The sequence below is a fragment of the Pseudomonas sp. 22189 genome (assembly GCF_052045635.1).
Classification (GTDB): Bacteria; Pseudomonadota; Gammaproteobacteria; order Pseudomonadales; family Pseudomonadaceae; genus Aquipseudomonas; species Aquipseudomonas parakoreensis.
Genome location: NZ_JBQEPG010000015.1, coordinates 83194 through 103368 on the forward strand (window position 1 = coordinate 83194; position 20175 = coordinate 103368).

The 20175-nt window shown below is 59.4% G+C and carries 20 protein-coding genes; 15 read left to right on the plus strand and 5 right to left on the minus strand.

Going from position 1 to position 20175, the window contains the following annotated elements:
- The first annotated feature begins 260 nt into the window (after positions 1 to 260).
- Positions 261 to 1847, plus strand: a complete 1587-nt coding sequence (locus tag ACTJKS_RS17575) for an ABC-F family ATPase (RefSeq protein ID WP_041064399.1) — start codon at positions 261 to 263, stop codon at positions 1845 to 1847.
- 278 nt (positions 1848 to 2125) lie between these two features.
- The gene (locus ACTJKS_RS17580; RefSeq protein WP_262947901.1) at positions 2126 to 3313 is read left to right on the plus strand and encodes an MFS transporter; all 1188 of its coding nucleotides are present in this window, start codon (positions 2126 to 2128) and stop codon (positions 3311 to 3313) included.
- A gap of 106 nt (positions 3314 to 3419) precedes the next feature.
- Here ACTJKS_RS17580 and ACTJKS_RS17585 read toward each other — a convergent pair whose 3' ends face one another.
- Both ACTJKS_RS17585 and ACTJKS_RS17590 read right to left on the minus strand, forming a co-directional pair.
- Positions 3420 to 4457: an alpha/beta hydrolase family protein gene (locus tag ACTJKS_RS17585; RefSeq protein ID WP_041064406.1), complete on the minus strand. Its 1038-nt coding sequence runs from the start codon at positions 4455 to 4457 to the stop codon at positions 3420 to 3422.
- A 238-nt stretch (positions 4458 to 4695) separates the two neighbouring features.
- Positions 4696 to 5307, minus strand: a complete 612-nt coding sequence (locus tag ACTJKS_RS17590) for an FMN-dependent NADH-azoreductase (protein ID WP_262947902.1) — start codon at positions 5305 to 5307, stop codon at positions 4696 to 4698.
- Positions 5308 to 5432: 125 nt separating this feature from the next.
- On the opposite strand from ACTJKS_RS17590, the gene ACTJKS_RS17595 reads away from it, so the two are divergent.
- Together ACTJKS_RS17595 and ACTJKS_RS17600 are read left to right on the plus strand one after the other, a co-directional pair.
- Entirely contained in the window at positions 5433 to 6341 is a 909-nt protein-coding gene (locus ACTJKS_RS17595) for a LysR substrate-binding domain-containing protein (RefSeq protein WP_047294719.1), read from the plus strand.
- Positions 6338 to 6697, plus strand: a complete 360-nt coding sequence (locus ACTJKS_RS17600; RefSeq protein ID WP_041064415.1) for an MmcQ/YjbR family DNA-binding protein — start codon at positions 6338 to 6340, stop codon at positions 6695 to 6697. Before ACTJKS_RS17595 ends, ACTJKS_RS17600 begins: the two co-directional genes overlap by 4 nt.
- Positions 6698 to 6825: 128 nt before the next feature.
- On the opposite strand, the gene ACTJKS_RS17605 is transcribed toward ACTJKS_RS17600, so the two are convergent.
- A complete protein-coding gene (locus ACTJKS_RS17605; RefSeq protein WP_262947903.1) occupies positions 6826 to 7254 on the minus strand; it encodes a DUF1294 domain-containing protein in 429 nt (142 codons plus the stop codon).
- On the minus strand, positions 7251 to 8081 hold the full coding sequence (locus ACTJKS_RS17610) for an undecaprenyl-diphosphate phosphatase (protein WP_041064421.1): 831 nt from the start codon (positions 8079 to 8081) through the stop codon (positions 7251 to 7253). The genes ACTJKS_RS17605 and ACTJKS_RS17610 overlap by 4 nt, the downstream gene beginning before the upstream one ends.
- A 302-nt stretch (positions 8082 to 8383) precedes the next feature.
- Here ACTJKS_RS17610 and ACTJKS_RS17615 point away from each other — a divergent pair, with 302 nt between their 5' ends.
- The 9 genes from ACTJKS_RS17615 (at position 8384) to ACTJKS_RS17655 (ending at position 16572) form a co-directional block, all read left to right on the plus strand.
- Positions 8384 to 10018 (plus strand): methyl-accepting chemotaxis protein, encoded by a 1635-nt coding sequence (locus tag ACTJKS_RS17615; RefSeq protein ID WP_222014472.1) that lies wholly within the window; start codon positions 8384 to 8386, stop codon positions 10016 to 10018.
- Between the two features lie 132 nt (positions 10019 to 10150).
- Positions 10151 to 10714, plus strand: coding sequence for a nicotinamide riboside transporter PnuC (pnuC, locus tag ACTJKS_RS17620; RefSeq protein ID WP_262947904.1), 564 nt, complete (start codon positions 10151 to 10153; stop codon positions 10712 to 10714).
- A complete protein-coding gene (locus ACTJKS_RS17625; protein ID WP_198759476.1) occupies positions 10711 to 11247 on the plus strand; it encodes an AAA family ATPase in 537 nt (178 codons plus the stop codon). The genes pnuC and ACTJKS_RS17625 overlap by 4 nt, the downstream gene beginning before the upstream one ends.
- A gap of 323 nt (positions 11248 to 11570) precedes the next feature.
- A complete protein-coding gene (locus tag ACTJKS_RS17630) occupies positions 11571 to 12020 on the plus strand; it encodes a hypothetical protein (protein ID WP_262947905.1) in 450 nt (149 codons plus the stop codon).
- 1 nt (position 12021) lies between these two features.
- On the plus strand, positions 12022 to 12597 hold the full coding sequence (locus ACTJKS_RS17635; RefSeq protein WP_262947906.1) for an adhesin: 576 nt from the start codon (positions 12022 to 12024) through the stop codon (positions 12595 to 12597).
- 73 nt (positions 12598 to 12670) lie between these two features.
- Positions 12671 to 13669: a heme utilization protein gene (locus ACTJKS_RS17640; protein WP_108182807.1), complete on the plus strand. Its 999-nt coding sequence runs from the start codon at positions 12671 to 12673 to the stop codon at positions 13667 to 13669.
- Between the two features lie 63 nt (positions 13670 to 13732).
- Positions 13733 to 14413: a C39 family peptidase gene (locus ACTJKS_RS17645; protein ID WP_041064439.1), complete on the plus strand. Its 681-nt coding sequence runs from the start codon at positions 13733 to 13735 to the stop codon at positions 14411 to 14413.
- Between the two features lie 44 nt (positions 14414 to 14457).
- A complete protein-coding gene (locus tag ACTJKS_RS17650) occupies positions 14458 to 15204 on the plus strand; it encodes a hypothetical protein (protein WP_041064441.1) in 747 nt (248 codons plus the stop codon).
- Between the two features lie 45 nt (positions 15205 to 15249).
- Positions 15250 to 16572 (plus strand): hypothetical protein, encoded by a 1323-nt coding sequence (locus ACTJKS_RS17655; RefSeq protein WP_108182808.1) that lies wholly within the window; start codon positions 15250 to 15252, stop codon positions 16570 to 16572.
- Positions 16573 to 16658: 86 nt separating this feature from the next.
- Here the strand turns inward: ACTJKS_RS17655 and ACTJKS_RS17660 are convergent, their stop codons facing one another.
- Entirely contained in the window at positions 16659 to 17984 is a 1326-nt protein-coding gene (locus ACTJKS_RS17660; protein ID WP_041064445.1) for a sigma-54 dependent transcriptional regulator, read from the minus strand.
- 345 nt (positions 17985 to 18329) lie between these two features.
- Here ACTJKS_RS17660 and ACTJKS_RS17665 point away from each other — a divergent pair, with 345 nt between their 5' ends.
- Positions 18330 to 18596, plus strand: coding sequence for a hypothetical protein (locus ACTJKS_RS17665; protein WP_041064446.1), 267 nt, complete (start codon positions 18330 to 18332; stop codon positions 18594 to 18596).
- A gap of 278 nt (positions 18597 to 18874) precedes the next feature.
- Positions 18875 to 20164, plus strand: coding sequence for a hypothetical protein (locus ACTJKS_RS17670; RefSeq protein WP_108182809.1), 1290 nt, complete (start codon positions 18875 to 18877; stop codon positions 20162 to 20164).
- Positions 20165 to 20175 lie beyond the last annotated feature (11 nt).

Consider the following 20175-nt stretch of genomic DNA (forward strand, 5'->3'; position numbering starts at 1 on the left):
CCCGATGCAGGCAGTCTGCCGGTTCGTCAGCCTCCGCCATACAACTGCCGCATGACTTATGCGACAATGCGCGCAATGTCTGGCATGAATCCCGCCTTTAATGCCCAACAGCCTGGACGCCGTGTCCAGTTGCTGCTCTCACCCCTCGCCTGCTGGCTACCGCCAACACTGACCGGGTAGGGAAGAAAACGCTCCAAAATGCCCCAGAAATGGCCCAAGCGCCAAATGTGCGGCTCGCAACCCATTGATAGGTAAAGCAATTGATCTCCACAGCTAACATCACGATGCAGTTCGGCGCCAAGCCGCTCTTCGAAAACGTTTCGGTCAAATTCAACGGCGGCAACCGCTACGGTCTGATCGGCGCCAACGGTTGCGGCAAGTCGACCTTCATGAAAATCCTCGGTGGCGATCTCGAGCCGTCCGGCGGTCAGGTCATGCTCGAGCCGAACGTTCGCCTGGGTAAATTGCGTCAGGATCAGTTTGCCTACGAAGAATTCACCGTGATCGACACCGTGATCATGGGTCACGAAGAGTTGTGGAAGGTCAAAGCCGAACGCGATCGTATCTACTCGCTGCCGGAAATGAGCGAAGAAGACGGCATGGCCGTGGCCGAGCTGGAAACCGAGTTCGCCGAGATGGACGGCTACACCGCCGAATCCCGTGCCGGTGAACTGCTGCTGGGTCTGGGTATTCCACTGGAACAGCATTTCGGCCCGATGTCTGAAGTGGCGCCAGGCTGGAAGCTGCGGGTCTTGCTGGCTCAGGCACTGTTCTCCGATCCGGAAGTGCTGTTGCTCGACGAACCGACCAACCACCTGGACATCAACACCATTCGCTGGCTGGAATCGATTCTCACCGTGCGTAACAGCACCATGATCATCATTTCCCACGACCGTCACTTCCTTAACAGCGTGTGCACGCACATGGCTGACCTGGACTACGGCGAACTGCGTCTGTTCCCGGGCAACTATGACGAGTACATGACGGCCGCGACCCAGTCCCGCGAGCAACTGCTGTCGGACAACGCCAAGAAGAAAGCGCAGATTGCCGAACTTCAGACGTTCGTCAGCCGCTTCTCGGCCAACGCCTCGAAAGCCAAACAGGCCACTTCCCGCGCCAAGCAGATCGACAAGATCCAGCTGGCCGAGGTCAAGCCTTCGAGCCGTGTCAGCCCGTTCATCCGTTTCGAACAGACTAAAAAGCTGCACCGCCAGGCCGTGACCATCGAGCAGATGTCCAAAGGCTTCGACGGCAAGACCCTGTTCAAGAACTTCAGCTTCACCGTAGAAGCCGGCGAGCGCGTGGCGATCATCGGCCCGAACGGTATTGGCAAGACCACGCTGTTGCGCACCCTGATGGGCGAGCTGACGCCCGACGCCGGTTCTGTGAAATGGACCGAGAGCGCGGAGCTGGGCTACTACGCTCAGGATCACGCCCACGACTTCGAAGACGATGTCAGCCTGTTCGACTGGATGGGTCAGTGGACGCAGGGCGAGCAAGTGATTCGTGGCACCCTGGGTCGCATGCTGTTCTCCAACGACGAGATTCTCAAGTCGGTCAAGGTCATCTCCGGCGGTGAGCAAGGTCGTATGCTGTTCGGCAAGTTGATCCTGCAAAAGCCGAACGTGCTGGTGATGGACGAACCGACCAACCACCTGGACATGGAATCGATCGAGGCGCTGAACCTGGCGCTGGAAAACTACCCGGGTACGCTGATCTTCGTCAGCCACGACCGTGAGTTCGTATCGTCTCTGGCCACGCGCATCATCGAGCTGAGCCCGAACGGCGTGACTGACTTCAGCGGCACTTACGATGACTACCTGCGTAGTCAGGGTGTGGTGTTCTAAAGATAGCTGCGAGCTTCCCGCTCCAAGCTTCAAGCGAAAGCCCTGTCGGTGTGACAGGGCTTTTTGCATTTCAAGGGATCGTGATTTTGTGCTGCGAAGCCCTTCGCGAGCAGGCTCGCTCCCACGGTAATCGCGTTCCAAATGTGGGAGCGAGCCAGCTCGCGAAGAACCCCTCAAAAACACCACCGGCTCCAAGTAAATTAGTTAGCCTGCTTCCTTTTATTTCAGCACCCAGCCATGATGCCGACTCTCCCACCGCCGCCCGCGAACGAGTCCACATGCCTGCGCAGCAACAGCCTTTGCAAAGCTCCCTGGCGATCACCCTGCAGATCGTCTCCATCGTTTTCTATACCTTTATCGCCTTCCTGTGCATCGGCCTGCCGATTGCAGTGTTACCCGGCTATGTCCACGAGCAACTCGGGTTCAGCGCGATCGTTGCCGGACTGGTCATCGGCTCGCAATATCTGGCGACTTTGCTCAGTCGACCGATGGCCGGGCGCATGTCGGACACGCTGGGTACCAAACGGGCAATTGTCTATGGCTTGTCGGGGATTGTGCTCAGCGGGCTGCTGACGCTGATTTCGACGCTGCTGCAGGATTTCCCGGTGCCGAGCCTGATTATCCTGATCATCGGTCGGCTGCTGCTCGGCGTTGCACAGGGTTTGATCGGCGTCGGCACCATCAGCTGGTGCATGGGCCAGGTCGGCGTGGAGCACACGGCAAGGTCGATCGGCTGGAACGGCATTGCCTCCTACGGCGCGATTGCGATTGGCGCGCCGCTGGGCGTGGTGATGGTTGCCGACTACGGCTTTACCAGCCTGGGCATTGCCCTTTCGGTACTGGCGGCGGCCGCTCTGGTGATCATCCGTAATAAACCCTCGGTACCGGTGGTGCGCGGCGAACGGCTGCCTTTTTGGGCGGTATTCGGGCGCATCGCACCGTATGGGGCCAGTTTGAGTCTGGCGTCGATCGGTTACGGCACGCTGACCACCTTCATCACCCTTTATTACCTCAACCGTGGCTGGAGCGGCGCCGCGTATTGCCTGACGGTATTCGGCGTGTGCTTCATCCTGTCGCGGTTGCTGTTCATTTCGGCGATCAGCCGTTTTGGCGGGTTCAATTCGGCCATCGCCTGCATGAGCATCGAAACCGTCGGCCTGGTGCTGCTGTGGCTGGCACCGTCGACCGCGTTCGCCTTGATTGGCGCGGGGCTGGCCGGGTTTGGCCTGTCGCTGGTGTATCCGGCGCTGGGGGTCGAGGCGATCAAGCAGGTGCCCAGTTCCAGCCGTGGCTCGGGGCTGGGGGCTTATGCGGTGTTCTTTGATCTGGCACTGGCGATTGCCGGGCCGTTGATGGGCGCGGTGGCGTTGAACCTGGGATATGCGTGGATTTTCTTCAGTGCGGCGCTGTTGTCGGTGCTCGGGTTGGGGTTGACCTTGTTGCTCAAGCGCCGGGCGTTGAGCTGAAAAACGAAATCAAAAGATCGTCCGATCGCGGCCCGAGCCTTCGGCAGCGCCTACAAAAATCTACTGTAGGAGCTGCCGAAGGCTGCGATCTTTTGATCTTTGATCTTTATTGATCCGCGGTCTGCATCCCCGCCCGGCTCGGCCTGCCCAGCGTGCGCGAGAAAAACTGTCCGGCTTCGGAAATCAGGTTGCGGTGGATGTCTTCGCGATCCACGCCGTCAGCGTCGGTGCACAGCGCCGGCATGGCGCGGATCTGCTCTTCGTTGCACGGCGCCATGAACACAAAGTGCCCTGCCCCGGCCAGCAATTTGAAGTCCGGCGCGGTCGGCAGTTTGCGCGCCAGCGCCGCGGCGTTTTTGTCGAAGGCCACCAGTTTGTCGCCATCGCCGCTGTACAGCAGCACCGGCACATGCACGTCCGCGAGGGTGTGACGACCAAATTTGAGGCTCAGCGGCGCCATCAGCAACAGCGCATGCACGCGCGGATCAGCCACCGGTTGCAAGTCATCACGATCGACGATCAGTTCGCCCTGAGTGTTGCAGGCGTCACGGTCGTCCGGGCGCTCCTGACAGTACCGGCGCAGGCGATCCAGATCCGGCTGCGCGCCAGAGAGAATCAACGCGGTTTCGCCACCGGCCGAATAGCCGATCACCCCGACCTGATCGGCGTTGACGAATGGTGAGAGCATCGGGTCGCCGAGGGTGGCGGTGATCGCTTCGGAAATCTGGATTGGCCGCCCATACAGATTGCTCAGGGTACCGAGGCGGCTATGGTCTTTGGAGTTGTCGCCGGGATGAATCACCGCGACCACCACAAAGCCCTTGCGTGCCAGCGAGGTGGCAAGGTCATGCAGCGCCAGCGGCGTGCCAGTGTTGCCGTGGGACAGCATCAACATCGGGAAGCGGCCGATGGCAACCTTGGTGTCGGCGCCCGCCTCGACGGTGTAACCCTCAAGCAGGCTGCTGTGTTCGCGGTCGCTGGAGGGATAGAAGGCGATGGCGCGCATCGGTTGCAGATCCAGCGGATCGAGAAACGTCATCTCGTGGTAACCGACACTCCAGACAGGGTGTCGCCCGGGCGCGGCATGCACTGAACCGAGGCTGCCAAGCAGGCAAATCAGTAACGTTGCACAAAGACGCATCATCGGATGGCCCACCCTGTGTTACTCAATCGAAAGATCCTTTGTGTTCCGACACGCCCGTAACCCTGAGGTTCGGTGATCCGGCGTGGCGTTGCACTCAGACGTTGATCGTTTGACTGCATAACCCGGGCCAGATTATGCAACAGTCTGAAACAAAAAACTCCGCACCTGGCCCTTGCAGAACCAGAATACAGAGTTTTTTGAGGCGCTACCTGAACGGCAGCTGGTCTTTACGCAATGCTTACGCAGCGGCGAACAGTTGCTCGGCGATCTTCGCCTGAGCGGCGCTCATTGCGTTGTTGCGCACTTCATCACCGTAGGCCAGACCTTCGGCACGGACGATTTCGATGTCGGTGATGCCGAGGAAACCGAGAACCAGCTTCAAATATTCTTCGTGGGCGATGCCGCTCGCCTGACCGGCATGGATGCCACCGGCGGTGGAGACGATCACCACTTTCTTGCCACCGCACAGGCCTTCCGGACCCGCTTCGGTGTAACGGAACGTCTGGCCGGCAACGGCGACGCGGTCGATCCAGGCCTTGAGCTGGGTCGGCACGGTGAAGTTGTACATCGGCGCGGCGATGACGATGGCGTCGGCAGCGATGAATTCAGCCAGGGTCGAAGCGCTCAATTCGGCTTCGTGCTGTTGCGCGGCGTCGCGCAGTTCAGCGGTGGTACCGGCAGCCACCAGGGTGGTCGACGAGAAGTGGCTGATGGCGTCGGCGGCCAGGTCGCGGTAGGTGACCACGGCGGTTGGCTCGGCGGCTTGCCAGGCTTTGACGACTTGGCTGCTCAGCTGACGGGAAGCGGAGTTGTCGCCCAGAATGCTCGAATCGATGTGCAGCAGTTTCATGTGGAATCTCCTGGAAAGAATCGCCGGCGGCGACGGAATGGAGACAATCCTACGGAAGAAACCAATAGCTGATTAGCCGCCGACAATGCGATAGTTCGTCCCACTGATAGAACGGTGGGCTTTTCATGCAGGACCTCAACGATCTGTACTATTTCGCCAAGGTGGTCGAGGCCGGTGGCTTTGCGGCAGCCGGCCGCTTACTGGGCATTCCCAAGTCGCGGTTGTCGCGGCGCATTGCCGAGCTCGAAGAACGCCTGGGCGCACGCCTGCTTCAGCGCACCACGCGCCAGTTGAATCTGACCGCTGTCGGCGAACGCTATCTGCGCCACTGTCAGGCGATGTTGCTGGAAGCGGAGATGGCCGACGAAGCCGTTGCCAGCATGTCCAGTGAACCGCGCGGGCGCTTGCGGGTATCGTGTCCGACCGGGCTGGCGCGAGAAATGTTGCCATGGGTAATCAGCGAATTTCTGGGCAAATTCCCCCAGGTGCAACTGGAGGTGGTGCTGCTCAATCGCCGCGTGGATCTGGTCGCCGAGGGCTTCGACGTGGCGCTGCGCGTACGTGAACTCGGCGATGAGGATCCATTGCTGGTCACCCGCCGTCTGCGGCAGGCGCAAATGGTGGTGGTGGCCAGCCCGGCCTTTGTCGAAGGCAAGACCATTGCCCACCCGCAGGATCTGAAAAACCTGCCGGTACTTGGCGCGCTGGAAGCCGACCGCATGGTCCACGTGCGTTTGCTTGATCAGCAAGGCAATAGCGTCGAGCTGAATATGGAAGCGCGCCTGGGCATCGATGACTTTATCGTGCGCAAAGCCTGCGTACTCGCCGGTCAGGGCTTTACCCTGTTGCCGATGATGTATTGCGAAGCCGATCTTGAAAGCGGCGCGCTGGTGCAACTGTTGCCCGAGTGGTCGTTGCCCGGCGGCTGGTTGCAGGCGGTGTATCCGCACCGGCGCGGGGTGATGCCGGCGGTGCGGGCGTGGATCGACCATCTGGTCGAATCGTTCAATGCGTGCGGGGAGCGGCTGTTATGAGCAAGGGAAAGATGAACGAAGCGGATGTCGCCGCCTTTTGCCTGGCCTTGCCGGGCGCGCGGGAGGATTACAAATGGGGCGGCGTGCGGGTGTTCTCGATTGCCGGCAACAAGATGTTTGCCTTGCAGGGGCTGCGCGGGGATTCACTGGCATTCAAGGTCGACAAGGATCTGTTTCTCGGCCATTGCGACCGCCCGGGTATTCACCCGGCGCCTTATCTGGCGCGGGCACAGTGGATCATCATGCACCCGCCCTACCCGCTGGGCGCCGAGGAACTGCAGGGATTGCTGACGCGTTCGCATCAGTTGGTGGTGGGCAAATTGCCCAAAAAAACTCAAATCGGATTACTGCTCTGAACCCGATCCCTGTAGGAGTTGTCGAAGGCTCGGGCCGCGTTCGGACGATCTTTTGACTTTGATCTTTGAAAAAGCAAGATCAAAAGATCGCAGCCTGCGGCAGCTCCTACAGGGGGATTTGCGGTGATTCAGAAGAGTGACAGCAGGTTCGAACCCAGAAACAACTGGTCGATCCAGAACACCTGATGCAGCGCCACAATCACCCAGAACAGAATCTGGAACGACACCTTGCGCGTCTTGTGCCGGAACACCTGCTGGGCAATCAGCGCACCGGGCCAGCCGCCGGCCAGTTCCAGCGCATGCAGGATGTTCTCCGGCGTGCGCCAGGCATCGGCGCGGGCCTTGCGCTTGTCTGCCCAGTACATGAAAAACGCCAGCAAACTGACAACCCCATAAGCGGTCAACGGTACCAACGAGATGCCGCGCAGCCACATCGACAGCGAGCCGAACAGCGGCAGCGCGCAGACAATCAGCAGCACCGCCAGTTTCAGTTTCAGATGCTGAATGCCGCCGCCGGACGGGCGTCCATCCGGGCGGCGTGCGCGGGAATCACTCATGGTTTGGCCGCCGACCAGTCCACCCAGCCGAACTGCCAGGTCGCCAGAATCACCAGACCGAAAACGATCCGGTACCAGGCGAACGCCGCGTAGCTGTGGCTGGCGATAAACTTGAGCAGACCGCGCACGGCAATCATGGCGAAGATAAACGCCGTGATGAAGCCGATGGCGAATACCGGAAAATCCGCCGGCACGAACAGGTGGCGATACTTGTAACCGGAGTACACCGCCGCACCGACCATGGTCGGCATCGCCAGGAAGAACGAGAACTCGGTCGCGGTCTTGCGCGACAGTCCAAACAGCAGACCACCGATAATCGTCGAACCGGAACGCGAGGTGCCGGGAATCATCGCCAGGCACTGGGCGAACCCGACCTTCAGCGCATCTTTCCAAGTGATCTCGTCCACGCTTTCGGCGTGCACTTCATGCTGGCGGCGCTCTGCCCACAACATGATCACGCCGCCCACCACCAGTGCGGTCGCGACGGTGATCGGGTTGAACAGGTACTGGTGAATCAGGTCGGCAAAAATCACCCCCAACACCACCGCCGGCAGAAATGCGATCAGCAGGTTGGCAGTAAAACGTCGCGCGCTCGGCTGGGTCGGCAAGCCAATCACCACATCGAGAATCTTGCGACGAAACTCCCAGACCACCGCGAGGATCGCGCCGAGCTGAATAATGATGTTGAACGCCATGGCCCGTTCGCCGCCGAAGTCGAGCAAGTCGGCAACAATGATCTGGTGTCCGGTACTGGAAATGGGCAAAAACTCCGTCAGCCCCTCTACAACTCCAAGAATCAGTGCCTGCAAGGCGATCCAAAGATCCATCAGTCCCCCAAAGAGCGATGCACGCTGGCATGCCCCGATAATATTTTTACGTTCACTGCGATCAGCGTAGCTGTTTATTGCTGTACCGATTCCGCGCGCACAGCATCCACACGAAACGGTCAAAATTCCGTGAAATATCAACTTGGATTCAGGTTTTCGCGCGCGGGGCCGAAATCCTAACAGACAAGCCTTAATAGTGCTGCGGCGTTATACGACTTGGGTCGCGTATGCCCGACCACTCAAACGTGGTTGGATGCTGGCGTTGATTTATTACAAGAAAAAGAAATCGGAGTGGCAGCGTTATGAACAGCTTGCGCAGTGTGTCGATCAGCCGACGCTTGTGGCTCATTTTGATTGTGGCCGTGGTCATGTTGTTGACCTTGGGTGTGTTGATGCTCAAGCAGATCCACGATGACCTCTACCACGCCAAGGCGCAGAAAACCCAGCACGTGGTGCAGACCGCGAGCGGCTTGCTGAGCTACTACCACGACCTGGAAACCGCCGGCACCCTCACCCGCGACGCCGCACAGAAGCAGGCACTGACCGCCATTCGCGGACTGCGCTACGACCAGAGCGACTACTTCTGGATCAACGACCTCACCCCCGTGATGGTCATGCACCCGACCAACCCCAAACTCGAAGGCCAGAACCTCTCGGCGATCCGCGATCCGGACGGTTTTGCGGTATTCAACGAGATGGTCGCGATCGCCAAAAGCAAAGGCGCGGGCATGGTCGATTACCGCTGGCCGAAGCCCGGCGCCAGCGAACCGGTCGCGAAAACGTCCTATGTAAAACTGTTCGAGCCGTGGGGCTGGATCCTTGGTTCCGGCGTTTACGTCGATGATGTGCAGAGCGAGTTTCGCGGTCAGTTGATCAAGGCCTCGGTAATCGGCCTGGCGATTGCGCTGATCATGGCCCTGCTGGTGATCTTGATTGCCCGCAGCATCGTGCGTCCGTTGCAGGAAACCGTGAACGCCATGGCCAACATCGCCAGCGGCGAAAGTGACCTGACGCGCAGCCTCGATACCCACGGCCAAGACGAAGTCACACAACTGGCGCATCACTTCAACGCCTTCACCGCCAAGTTGCGACGGGTCATCGGTGACCTGCAGATCTCGGCCAGCGCCCTGGGCCAATCGTCCAGCGAACTGGGCAACGATGCGACCCAGGCCCAGCAGCGCAGCCAGCAGCAATCGCAGCAGATGGAACTGGTGGCGACCGCGATCAACGAAGTCACCTACGGCGTGCAGGATGTGGCGAAGAATGCCGAGCATGCTGCCGCTGAAATGCGCGATGCCGAAGCCCAGGCGCAGCAGGGCCAGATCAACATCGACGGCAGCCTGCAACAGATCGACAGACTGTCCGGCACCATTGACCAAGCGGTCGAAGTGATCCGCACCCTCGCCGCCGAAAGCACGCAGATCGGCAGTGTGCTGGAGGTGATCCGCTCGATTGCCGAGCAGACCAACTTGCTGGCCCTCAACGCGGCCATCGAAGCGGCCCGTGCCGGTGAACAGGGCCGGGGCTTTGCGGTGGTGGCTGATGAAGTACGGTTGCTGGCGCAGCGCACGCAAAAGTCGACGGCGGAAATCCAGAGCATGATCGAACGCCTGCAGAATCATTCCGAAGCGGCGGTGAAAGTCATTGGCGACAGCAGCAAGGCCTCGCAACTGACCATCGAACAGGCCGGCCTCGCCGGTGCCAGCCTTAACGCGATCGGCCAGGCCCTGCGCAATCTCAATGGCCTGAACGCCTCGATTGCCAGCGCCACGCTGCAACAGGCGCATGTGGTCGAGGACATCAACCAGAACGTCACACAGGCGGCCGGCCTGTCTCACAGCACTGCGCTGGCGGCGGAGCAGTCGAGTGCGGCGAGCGTCAAGCTTGGGCAGTTGAGTGAACAGCTGAACCAGTTGCTGCGCCAGTTCCGCGTCTGACCCCTCAACCTTGTGGGAGCGAGCCTGCTCGCGAAGGCGTAATGTCAGTCAACANCGCTTTCGCGAGCAGGCTCGCTCCCACAGGTTTTTGGGTACAATCCGCTCCCTCCTCAACTCCCTCAAGGAACCCCCATGTCCGGGCTTGAACTGTTTGCCGCCGCCCTCGGTGTGATTGCCGTGTGGCTGACGGTCAAACAGAATCCATGGTGCTGGCCGATCGGCCTGGTCATGGTGTTGCTGTACAGCTGGATTTTCTATGAGGTGAAGCTGTACTCGGACATGTTGCTGCAAGTGATCTACGCCGCGCTGCAAGTCTACGGCTGGTGGCAATGGACCCGCGCCGGGACAATGCATGACGGACGCGACGTCACGCGTCTGGATCGGCGCTCGATCCTGTTCGGCCTGAGTGTCGGCGCACTGGGCAGCCTGCTGCTGGGCGCGGCCATGGCGCACTGGACCGACGCCGCACAACCGTGGCTTGATGCCGCACTGACCGCGTTCAGCCTCGTCGCGCAATTGTGGATGGCGCAGAAACGCCTGCAATGCTGGGCGCTGTGGTTCGTGCTGGATGTGATTTTCGTCGGCCTGTTTCTTTACAAGGGCCTGTACCTCACCGCCGCGCTGTATGCCCTGTTCACCCTGATTGCGGTGCAAGGCTGGCGAGAATGGCGCGCCGATCCGGCGTTGCAGCGATGAAGGTGGTTGTCCTCACCGGCCCGGAGTCCACCGGCAAGAGCTGGCTGGCCGCTGGCCTTCAGGAGCGCTTCGGCGGCCTGCGGGTGGACGAATACGTGCGCTGGTTCATCGAGCAAAACCCTCGTGATACCTGCCTGGACGACATCCCCGCTATCGCTCGCGGGCAGTTGCAGTGGGAAGATCAGGCGCGGACGCAGCAACCGCAGTTGCTGATTCTCGACACCCATTTGCTGAGCAACATCCTGTGGAGCCGTACCCTGTTTGGTGACTGCCCGGCATGGCTGGAGCCCCAGCTGCTGGCGCGGCATTACGACTTGCACCTGCTGTTGTCGCCAGAGCAGATCGACTGGACCGACGACGGCCAACGTTGCCAGCCCCAACTGAGCGAACGCCTGGCGTTCTTTCAGGCCACCCGCGACTGGCTGGAACAGCACAAGCAGCCGTTGCAGATCATTCAGGGCGATTGGGATCAACGCCGCGTTCAGGCCTTTGAAGCCGTCGCCCGGTTATTGGCTGATGGATCCATCGAATAGCTCCATTCAGGACGAAAGTGTCCATTCCTGAAACACCTCCCTGCGCGCAAAGCGGCCAGTTCAATGGCCTTCATCATTTTGTCAGGACATCTGTTTCGCCAGTGAAACAGTCCCCGGCAAACCCTTGTCCCAGAGCTTTGCGCCGCCATGCAACCCGTGGGCGTCTGCACGACTGTTTCAGCGTTGAAACAGCTTTTGTATCAACCCTGCGCGGCCCATCGCCAACCCGTTGAAAATCAACAACAACTCAAAAGCGGCACAGCTTTCGCTCTCTCCTTCCCAACGCTGACAAGAGCCAGCCCACTGAAGAAGGAATTGCCGCCGTGGGGAATTTCAATAAAGGCCTGACCTGCCTTCTGCTGATTGGATCAGCCGCCAGCACTTTCATCAGTTTCAACGTTCAGGCCGAAGGCAATGGCGTGATCGTTCTCAACCGCGATGTCCAGCCCATTCCAATCGGACGCAGCGGTGGCAAAGACCCCTATCCCACCACGGTCAATGCCAACCCTTCCGATCGAATCCATCAAGCGATGACCAGCACCGAACTCAGTGACGGTGAGTTCGCCAGTGTCGCCAGTGGCGCTTCGATCCGCAGCAACATGATCACGCCGAACTCGGACATGCCCGGCATGAATGTGCTCACGAGCCCCAACGGCCTGCCAGGCATGAGTGCCGGTCATGGTGGCGGCGGTGGCGGCACGATCTCCAACACGATCAATCGCTCATTGAGTACCGGTCTGGCACCGCTGACCCGCATGGCTGGAGGTCAATGAGATGAATCGTTCCCTGCTGCTGCTTGCTCTCTTCGGCTGTGCCAGCGCCATGGCCGCCGAGCCCGGGTCAGTCAACAACGCCGACATTCAGGACACCGGTGTGCAGTACCGCGGCAACTTCAACGTCAACCAGGCCGCTGGCGACCAGATGCAACAGACCAATACCAAAGCGATCGCCATCGGCACCAACGCCAGCGCCACAACCATCGTCAGGCAAAAGCTGGATACCCCAGCCAACCCGTCGATGAACGCCAGCGCCACCATTGGCGGCACCTCTTTCAGTAATGGCAACGGGATCCTGGGCGTGAACCAGGGGGCCGGAGCCAACAACCAGATGGCCAACGTGACGCACGTCAGCATCAGTGCTGCCCCGCAGAGCGTTGACGACAGCGCCCTGTCGCAACAGAACGTGGCGCTTTTACCGAGCTCAGGAGCAACTGGTACCTCACCCGGCAGTCGCCAGGTCACGACAAGTGATCAGGCCTTCACCGGCAGCCGAGGGGTAATCCAGGTGAACCAGAGTGCCGGGGTGGGGAACCGTATGGCTAACACCCTGAGCATCCGGGTCGCTGACTGACCCAAACAACAAAAGCAGTGCAATTAGAAAGTACCAACACTTAACCAACTAATAAGCACGATGGAGAAACACCATGAAAACTACAATGGCTCTCAAACCACTGGTTTTCGCACTTGCAGCAGTAATGGCAATGGCGGCTCAAGCAGGCGGTAATGATCATGGTAACAATGGTGGTCACGGTCACAACCCTCCTCCACCAAAAGGCCCTACCCTGGAAGAACTGCTGCAAATCGGCGCAGGTGCCGGTGCTGCAGTACTTGACGTGCAGAACAACGCCGACAACACCGTCCTGAACCAGGGCACTCAAAACAACGCTGGCATCAGCGGCTCGCTCAACGGCGCCAACGGTAACGTCGGCGCAAACAACGTGGCCGGTGACGGCAACCAGCAAGACAACGCCGCTGCACTGGCAACTGCCGACGAAAGCTTCATCTTCGGCTCTGCGGTGTCCGCTTCCAGCGCCACTCAAGTCAACAGCAACAACACCGTTGGCAACTACTCCACCACTAACAACGCCGGCATGAACAACGTCGGCAACAGTGGCTCGGGTAACATCGGCGTGAACAACGCTGCCGGCAACTTCAACCAACAGAAAAACAACCTGGCAATCGCTGTGTCCGGTGGCCGTGTAGCGCAAGCCGCTGCCGCTGCCAACCAAAGCACTACCGGTCTGCAAGTCGGCAACAACGGCACTCAGACCTTCAAGAAAGATACCCTCACTGGCACTGTCGCCGCCGTCGGCGTATTCGGCGCCGTGGGCGAAGCTACCATCAAGGGTGACAGCCACGGCGGTGGCGGTTACGGCAATGACGACAGAGGCCATGGCGGCAATGGCGGTAGCAAAGATCAAAAAGCTACCTTCGAAGCTGTCGGTGCCTTCGGCCTGGCGGGTGTGACCACTCAACAAGTGCTGACCCCAGACGGCTGGAAAAACCCTGTCACCAACACTGCCAGCATGACCAACGTAGGCAACAACTGGTCGGGCAACGGTGGCTTCAACAACGCCTCCGGTGTGGGCAACCAACAAAGCAACTCGCTGTCCATCGCTGCAGGTTGCAAAGCCTGCATGTAATCGCGATCGAAACGAAAGCCCCGGAAACGGGGCTTTTCCTCAGTCCGCAAAGGCGTATCGATCATGCGTAAGACTGCCTTTATCGCCCTGCTTTGCCTGTCCGGCCTGACCCAGGCTGCCCAGATGCCCGTCGCTGCCCTGCCCGGCGGCGTACTCGTCTACAAAAACGTGCAAAGTATCCGTGAGCGCAAGTTTGCCGACATTGTCGAACAGAAAACCGATTTCAGCTGCGGCGCCGCCGCACTGGCCACGGTATTGCGCCAGGCCTATTGGCTCGACGTCGATGAGGAGCACATCATCAAAGGCATGCTGGTCAACGCCGACCAGGACCTTGTTCGCACTCAGGGTTTTTCCATGCTGGACATGAAGCGCTACGTAGAAAGCATCGGCATGCGCGCCAGGGGTTACAAGATTCCACCGGAGAAGCTCGACGCAGTCACAATCCCGGTGGTGGTACTGTTGGAAATTCGCGGCTACAAGCATTTCGTGGTACTGCAGCGTTCGGACAAGGATTGGGTTTACATCGGAGATCCCGTCTTAGGCCACAAACGCTACACCCATGATGACTTTGTCAAAGGTTGGAACGGCATCGTCTTCGCCATCGTCGGCCCCGGTTATGACAAAACCAATGCATTGCGCTCACCACCGACTCCGCTGACGGCCAAGAACAAGCTGGATAACTTCAACCCTGTCAAAGATGCTGAATTGATGGACTTCGGGTTCATACAGAGCGACTTCTTTTAATCGCCGATTATAAAGAATGGGGCTGGATGTCCCGGGAGCAGCAGATGAAAACCTCATACTGGCTGGCCGCCGCCTGCCTGGCAGCGAGCGCGTCAGGCTATGCCAATGCAGGGTTCAAACCTATCGAAATCCAGGATCAGGAGCTGTCACAGCTTCGGGGTCGTTACGTCATGCCGGGGCGGATCATCAGCTTCGGCATTGTCATGAGCAGTACCTGGCGCAACGCCAGCGGTGATCTGATCGGCGCTGCGACGTCGATGCAAATCCAGGCCGCCACGATCAAACCGGAATTTTATGTCTCGACCATCAAGGAACAGGGCAACGGCAGCACCCCGACGCCGGGTACTGGCAATGTCATTGGTGGTGCGGCACTCAACAGCAGCCAGGGCGTGACCCAAAGCGTGCGCGCCGCCGGCGACGGCAACACCGCCAACAACAATGTGGCGATCAACGTAAAAGAGGCCAACACCCCTCCTCCACTGGCCCCCGCACAAGGTCAGGCCCTGATCGCCGGGCAAACCATCGGTGCCAGCAATGCCGCTGGCAACGTCGCCGTTTCGGCCAGCAGCAGTGGCGTGCAAATGGCGATCCAGGCCTCGGGAAATCAGGGCACCGCCCTGCAACAAATCGCCCAGGGTGGCCTGCTGCAGAACACGCGCCTGCTGGGCAGCGCCAACGTGGTCAACAACATGACCCAACTCAATGTTGTACTTAACAATAACGGCATCAGCCCCGGCGCACTGGACTGCAACCTGACTCAACTCAGGGCACTACGCAATATCGGATATTGAACTACGCTGAGTCTCGATCATTGGGCTTAAAGGGACGGCTTATTCATGTATCGATCAGTATCACTGCGTGCCGCTGTATGTCTGAGTACTCTTCTACCTGCGGCGATGCTGCAAGCAGCACCCGACGCAGATGTGGAGACCCTGAAACAGGAACTTCTGGAGCTGAAGCAACGATACGAAGTACAACAAAAGGCCCTGGCGGTGCTCGAACAACGGGTCCGTCAGGTTGAAGATCAACCGGCAGCGCCGCAACCCAAACGGCTGGCCAAGTCGCCGTCTGACATGAAAGGCAATCCAAAAGTCGCTACCAGCACCGGCGCGCCCGGGACTGGGGCGGCAGCAGCGTCGGGGGGCGCAGCAGGGGGCAGTGGCGCGTCTTACGGCCAGTCGCTGGCCGACGATTCGCAACCGGCACAGAGTGTGTCAAACCTCTACGACGAGGCCAGCGGCTTCTTCGGTGGTGGCAAATTCAGCTTTGAAACCGGTGTGACCTACTCGCGTTACGACACCCGGCAGCTGATCCTCAACGGCTTCCTCGCACTGGACTCGATCTTTCTGGGCAACATCAACCTAGACCGGATCAAGGCCGACACCTGGACGCTGGACCTGACCGGCCGCTACAACTTCGACAACCGCTGGCAGTTCGACGTCAACGTACCGGTGGTCTACCGCGAGTCGACCTACCAGTCCGGCGGCGGCAACGGTGGTGCATCGAACGTCACGACGGAACAGGATGTTTCGCGTGATCCAACCATCGGCGACGTCAACTTCGGTATCGCCTACAAGTTCCTCGACGAGTCGGTCAACACCCCGGACGCCGTGGTCACCCTGCGCGTCAAGGCGCCAACCGGCAAGGATCCGTTCGGGATCAAATTGCGCCAGACCGATGCCAACTCCAACCTGTTCGTGCCTGATACCTTGCCCACCGGTAACGGCGTCTGGTCGATCACCCCCGGGGTTTCGCTGGTCAAGACGTTCGACCCGGCGGTGTTGTTCGGCAGCCTGTCCTACACCCACAACCTGGAGGAGTCGTTCGACGACATCAGTGCCACCGTCAATCAGAAAACGCCAGGCAAGGTCAGCATTGGCGACAGCTTCCAGATCGGCGCCGGTATCGCGTTTGCACTCAACGAAAAGATGAGTATGTCGTTTTCGATGTCTGATCTGGTGCAACGCCGCAGTAAACTCAAACCCGATGGCGGGGATTGGCAATCGGTGGTGTCCAGTGACGCCAACGCGGGTTACTTCAACGTCGGCATGACCATTGCCGCCACGGACAACCTGACCATCGTACCCAACCTGTCGATCGGCATGACCCCGGATGCCCCGGACTTCTCCTTCAGCCTGAAATTCCCGTACTACTTCTAACGTAAAAGATCGCAGCCTGCGGCAGCTCCTACAGGGATTACAACTGTAGGAGTTGTCGCAGGCTGCGATCTTTTGATCTTTGGTTTCTAGCGAATCTGATGCTTGTGCAGCAGGCGATAAAACGTTGGCCGGGAGACCCCAAGCACTTTCGCTGCGACGCTGAGGTTGTCGCTGTGCCGGTTCAATACATCGCACAAGGCCTGGCGTTCGGCCCGGGTCTTGTAGTCTTCAAGCGTGCCCATCGGCGTGGCGATTGAGTGCTGACTGATCAACCCCAAGTCCCGGGCTTCAATTTGCCGCCCCTCCGCCAGCACCAGGCCCCGTCGCACGCGATTGGCCAGCTCGCGCACGTTACCCGGCCAGTCGTGCTTGCCCATGGCGATCAACGCATCCTCGCTGAAGCTGCGTGGACGGCGGCCGGTTTCATGACTGTAGAAATGAGAAAAGTGGTTGGCCAGCATCGACAGATCACCGTGTCGCTCGCGTAATGGCGCGGTCACCACTTGCAGCACATTGAGACGGTAATACAGGTCTTCGCGAAAGCGTTTTTTCTCGATGGCGGCTTCCAGGTCGACGTGGGTGGCCGCGAGGACGCGCACATCCACCGGAATCGGCTGGCTGCCACCGACACGCTCAATGTGTTTCTCCTGCAGGAAACGCAGGAGGTTGGCCTGCAACTCCAGCGGCAAATCACCGATTTCATCAAGAAACAGCGTGCCACCGTTGGCCGCTTCAATGCGCCCGACCTTGCGCTGATGGGCACCGGTAAAGGCACCTTTTTCGTGGCCAAACAGTTCGGACTGAATCAAGTGCTCGGGAATCGCCCCGCAGTTGATCGCCACAAACGGCTTGCTGTGGCGCTGGGACTGGCGGTGCAGCGTGCGCGCGACCAGTTCTTTGCCGGTACCGCTTTCACCGCGGATCAGTACCGGGGACTCGGTCGGCGCCAGTTTGCTCAACAGTTTTCGCAGCTCGCGGATCGGCTTGCTGTCGCCGAGCAACTCGTGTTCCGGCTGATCGACATGAATCGTGCCTTGTCCACGCAAACGCGCCATGCCAAACGCGCGCCCAAGGGTCACCTGGACCCGCGAGACATCGAACGGCAATGTATGGAAATCGAAGAACCATTCGCAGACGAAGTCGCCAACGTTTTGCAACCGCAGGACCTCCTGATTCAACACCGCGATCCACTCGGTGCCGCTGCGGCTGATCAGTTCCTTGACGGCTTCCGGGCGCTCGAGGTGAAAAGGTTGCAATCTGAGCAGGCCGACGTCGCATGGCCGATCGGCGGCATTTTCCAGGGTACAGCTGTCGACATCCCAGCCGACCGCGCGCAATCCGGGTAACAGGCGGTGGCAGTCGTCACAGGGGTCGACTACCAATAAACGTCGTAACGCTGGCGCTTCGATCATGACTGTTCCTTGGCGCCAAATTTAAGGAAATTATTGTAAAAACAGTCATTTGGCAGACCCGACTGTAACATTAGCAAGAAATTGACAGGGGCTTGTATCGATTGCTTATAGGTGTACAAGCTAATGAGTTATAAGAAGCCGGGTTATTAGTTAGCTATCGAGTTGCTCTCTTTCGCCAAGCTTTCAAAAACTGTCGAAATCTTGAGCATAAGCAATAAAGTTGAAATTTCTCCGTTTCGTGTGTGACCTGCTTCGGGGTTGCGTGCATCAGTACAAGTAACCAGCCGAACGGTAAGCCCAACCGACGGCACATCACTTGATTGGGCACGACAGAGAGAAGACCCCATGACCGCCCCGCTCCGTATCAACGAAGCTCTTTTGATTGCCAACCACGCATTTAAACCTTTCCAGTGCGTGGCCTGGGCCCCACAAGACGGCAACGGCGAACTGAACCTGACCGTCATCGACCGTACCAATTCGCATATCGGCCGCAAGCAGATTCCAAGCAGCGCTTACTCCGATCCGGCGCAACTGGAACAACTGCTGCAGCAGGCACGCGCCGAACTCAGCGAAGAAGGTTACCTGTTGCAATCGTGGTCGATGCCGCACTGATCAGAAGGTAATGCGGACGACTTCCAGTCGTCCGCCCCGCTCTTTTTATTGATCTGTTGCTGTTTATCTCCAGTACTTTTGTACAACTTTCCTTAAAGCGTCAGGCGACACTGCTTGGCAGGCTTTCATTTGGTACAAAAAGACACTGTTCTGGCACAGTGCGACCCTCCACCTGTTAGTTATGTCAGTTGTACTTCGGCGTATTCAGGGATTGAATGTTTCGCTCATGCAGTTACCCACCCGAATCGGGCCTGGTCAACTTGCAAGGAGAAGCATGCATGTCCCCCGAGAACGCCATTGCGCTCCCGCCGCCAAAGACTAACGCCGGGCAACTCGACAGAGATTTTGCCCACTTCGGCATTGCTCAAGTGTATTTCGCCGGCAGCGTGTCGAGCATGACTCAAGGCCTGGCTCTGGATCCACAAGGCCGGGTGTTGGTGGCTGCCAAGATTGGCACTGCCGATGGCAGCCGTTTTGGGCTGGCGCGAATGCTTCCCGACGGTTCTGCCGATCTCGGCTTCGGCGCTCAAGGCAGTGTGATCGGCGAATTCGCCCCCGGATTCGAAGCCATGGGCGCAAAGGTGCAAGTGTTGCCAGACGGACGCATTCTGCTGGCCGGTCTGCATTATGAAAACGCTCACCGTACCCTGCCCGCCTTCGCCCGATTCACGGCTGACGGCTTGTCTGACCCATCGTTTGGCGACAATGGTCGACAAGTCGTGCGCCTGCCGGGTGACCTGTCCGTCGGCTCTCGGGATAGCTGGCTTCCGCCCGGCGTGCCGGGGGCCGAAGCATGCGACTTCGCGGTGCAGGACGACGGGCACATTCTGTTGATCGCCAATCACCACTTCGAATTGGCCGACCATGCCGGCATGCTGATTCGTCTGACTCCAAACGGCACCCTCGATCCCGGCTTCAATGGCCGTGGATTCGTGATGATCCGTCACCTGCTGCTCAACACCTGGCTCAACAGCCTGCTGCTGCAAGAGGATGGGCGCATCATCGTTGCCGGCGCCATCGACTTTCCTCAGGAAGGTCTGGTGGCACGTTATCTACCTGACGGACGTCTGGATGAGCGCTTCGCGGTGGACGGTTTCCTCGCCTTCAAGGCCCACGGACAAAGCGCGATGGTCAGTCAGGTGCTGCATTCGATGGAACACCTGCACTGCTTTGGCAGCAGCCGCGACCCGATCCGCTGCATGGCGCTGAGCCTGCACCCCAACGGTCGCCCGGAGTTGCGCAACAATGCCGGCCACCCGCATCTGCTGGAGATCGGCCCCAGTGGCTGCCAGTGGAGCGCGGCGCAGTGCATGACCGATGGCCGCATCATCGCGGTGGGCGCGACGATTGGCGGTATCGAGGCCGATTTCATCGTCGCGCGCTATCTGGCCGACGGCCAACTCGACCGCGAGTTCGGTAACGGCCACGGCTGGTTGCGCACGCGACTGGGACGCAGCCTGGATATCGCCAACTCACTGGCGGTGCAGGCCGACGGACACATCCTGGTCGGCGGCTATTCTCTGGACGGCAACTACCGGGCCATGGTTGCCCGCTATCTGAATCAATAACCCCCCGAGAC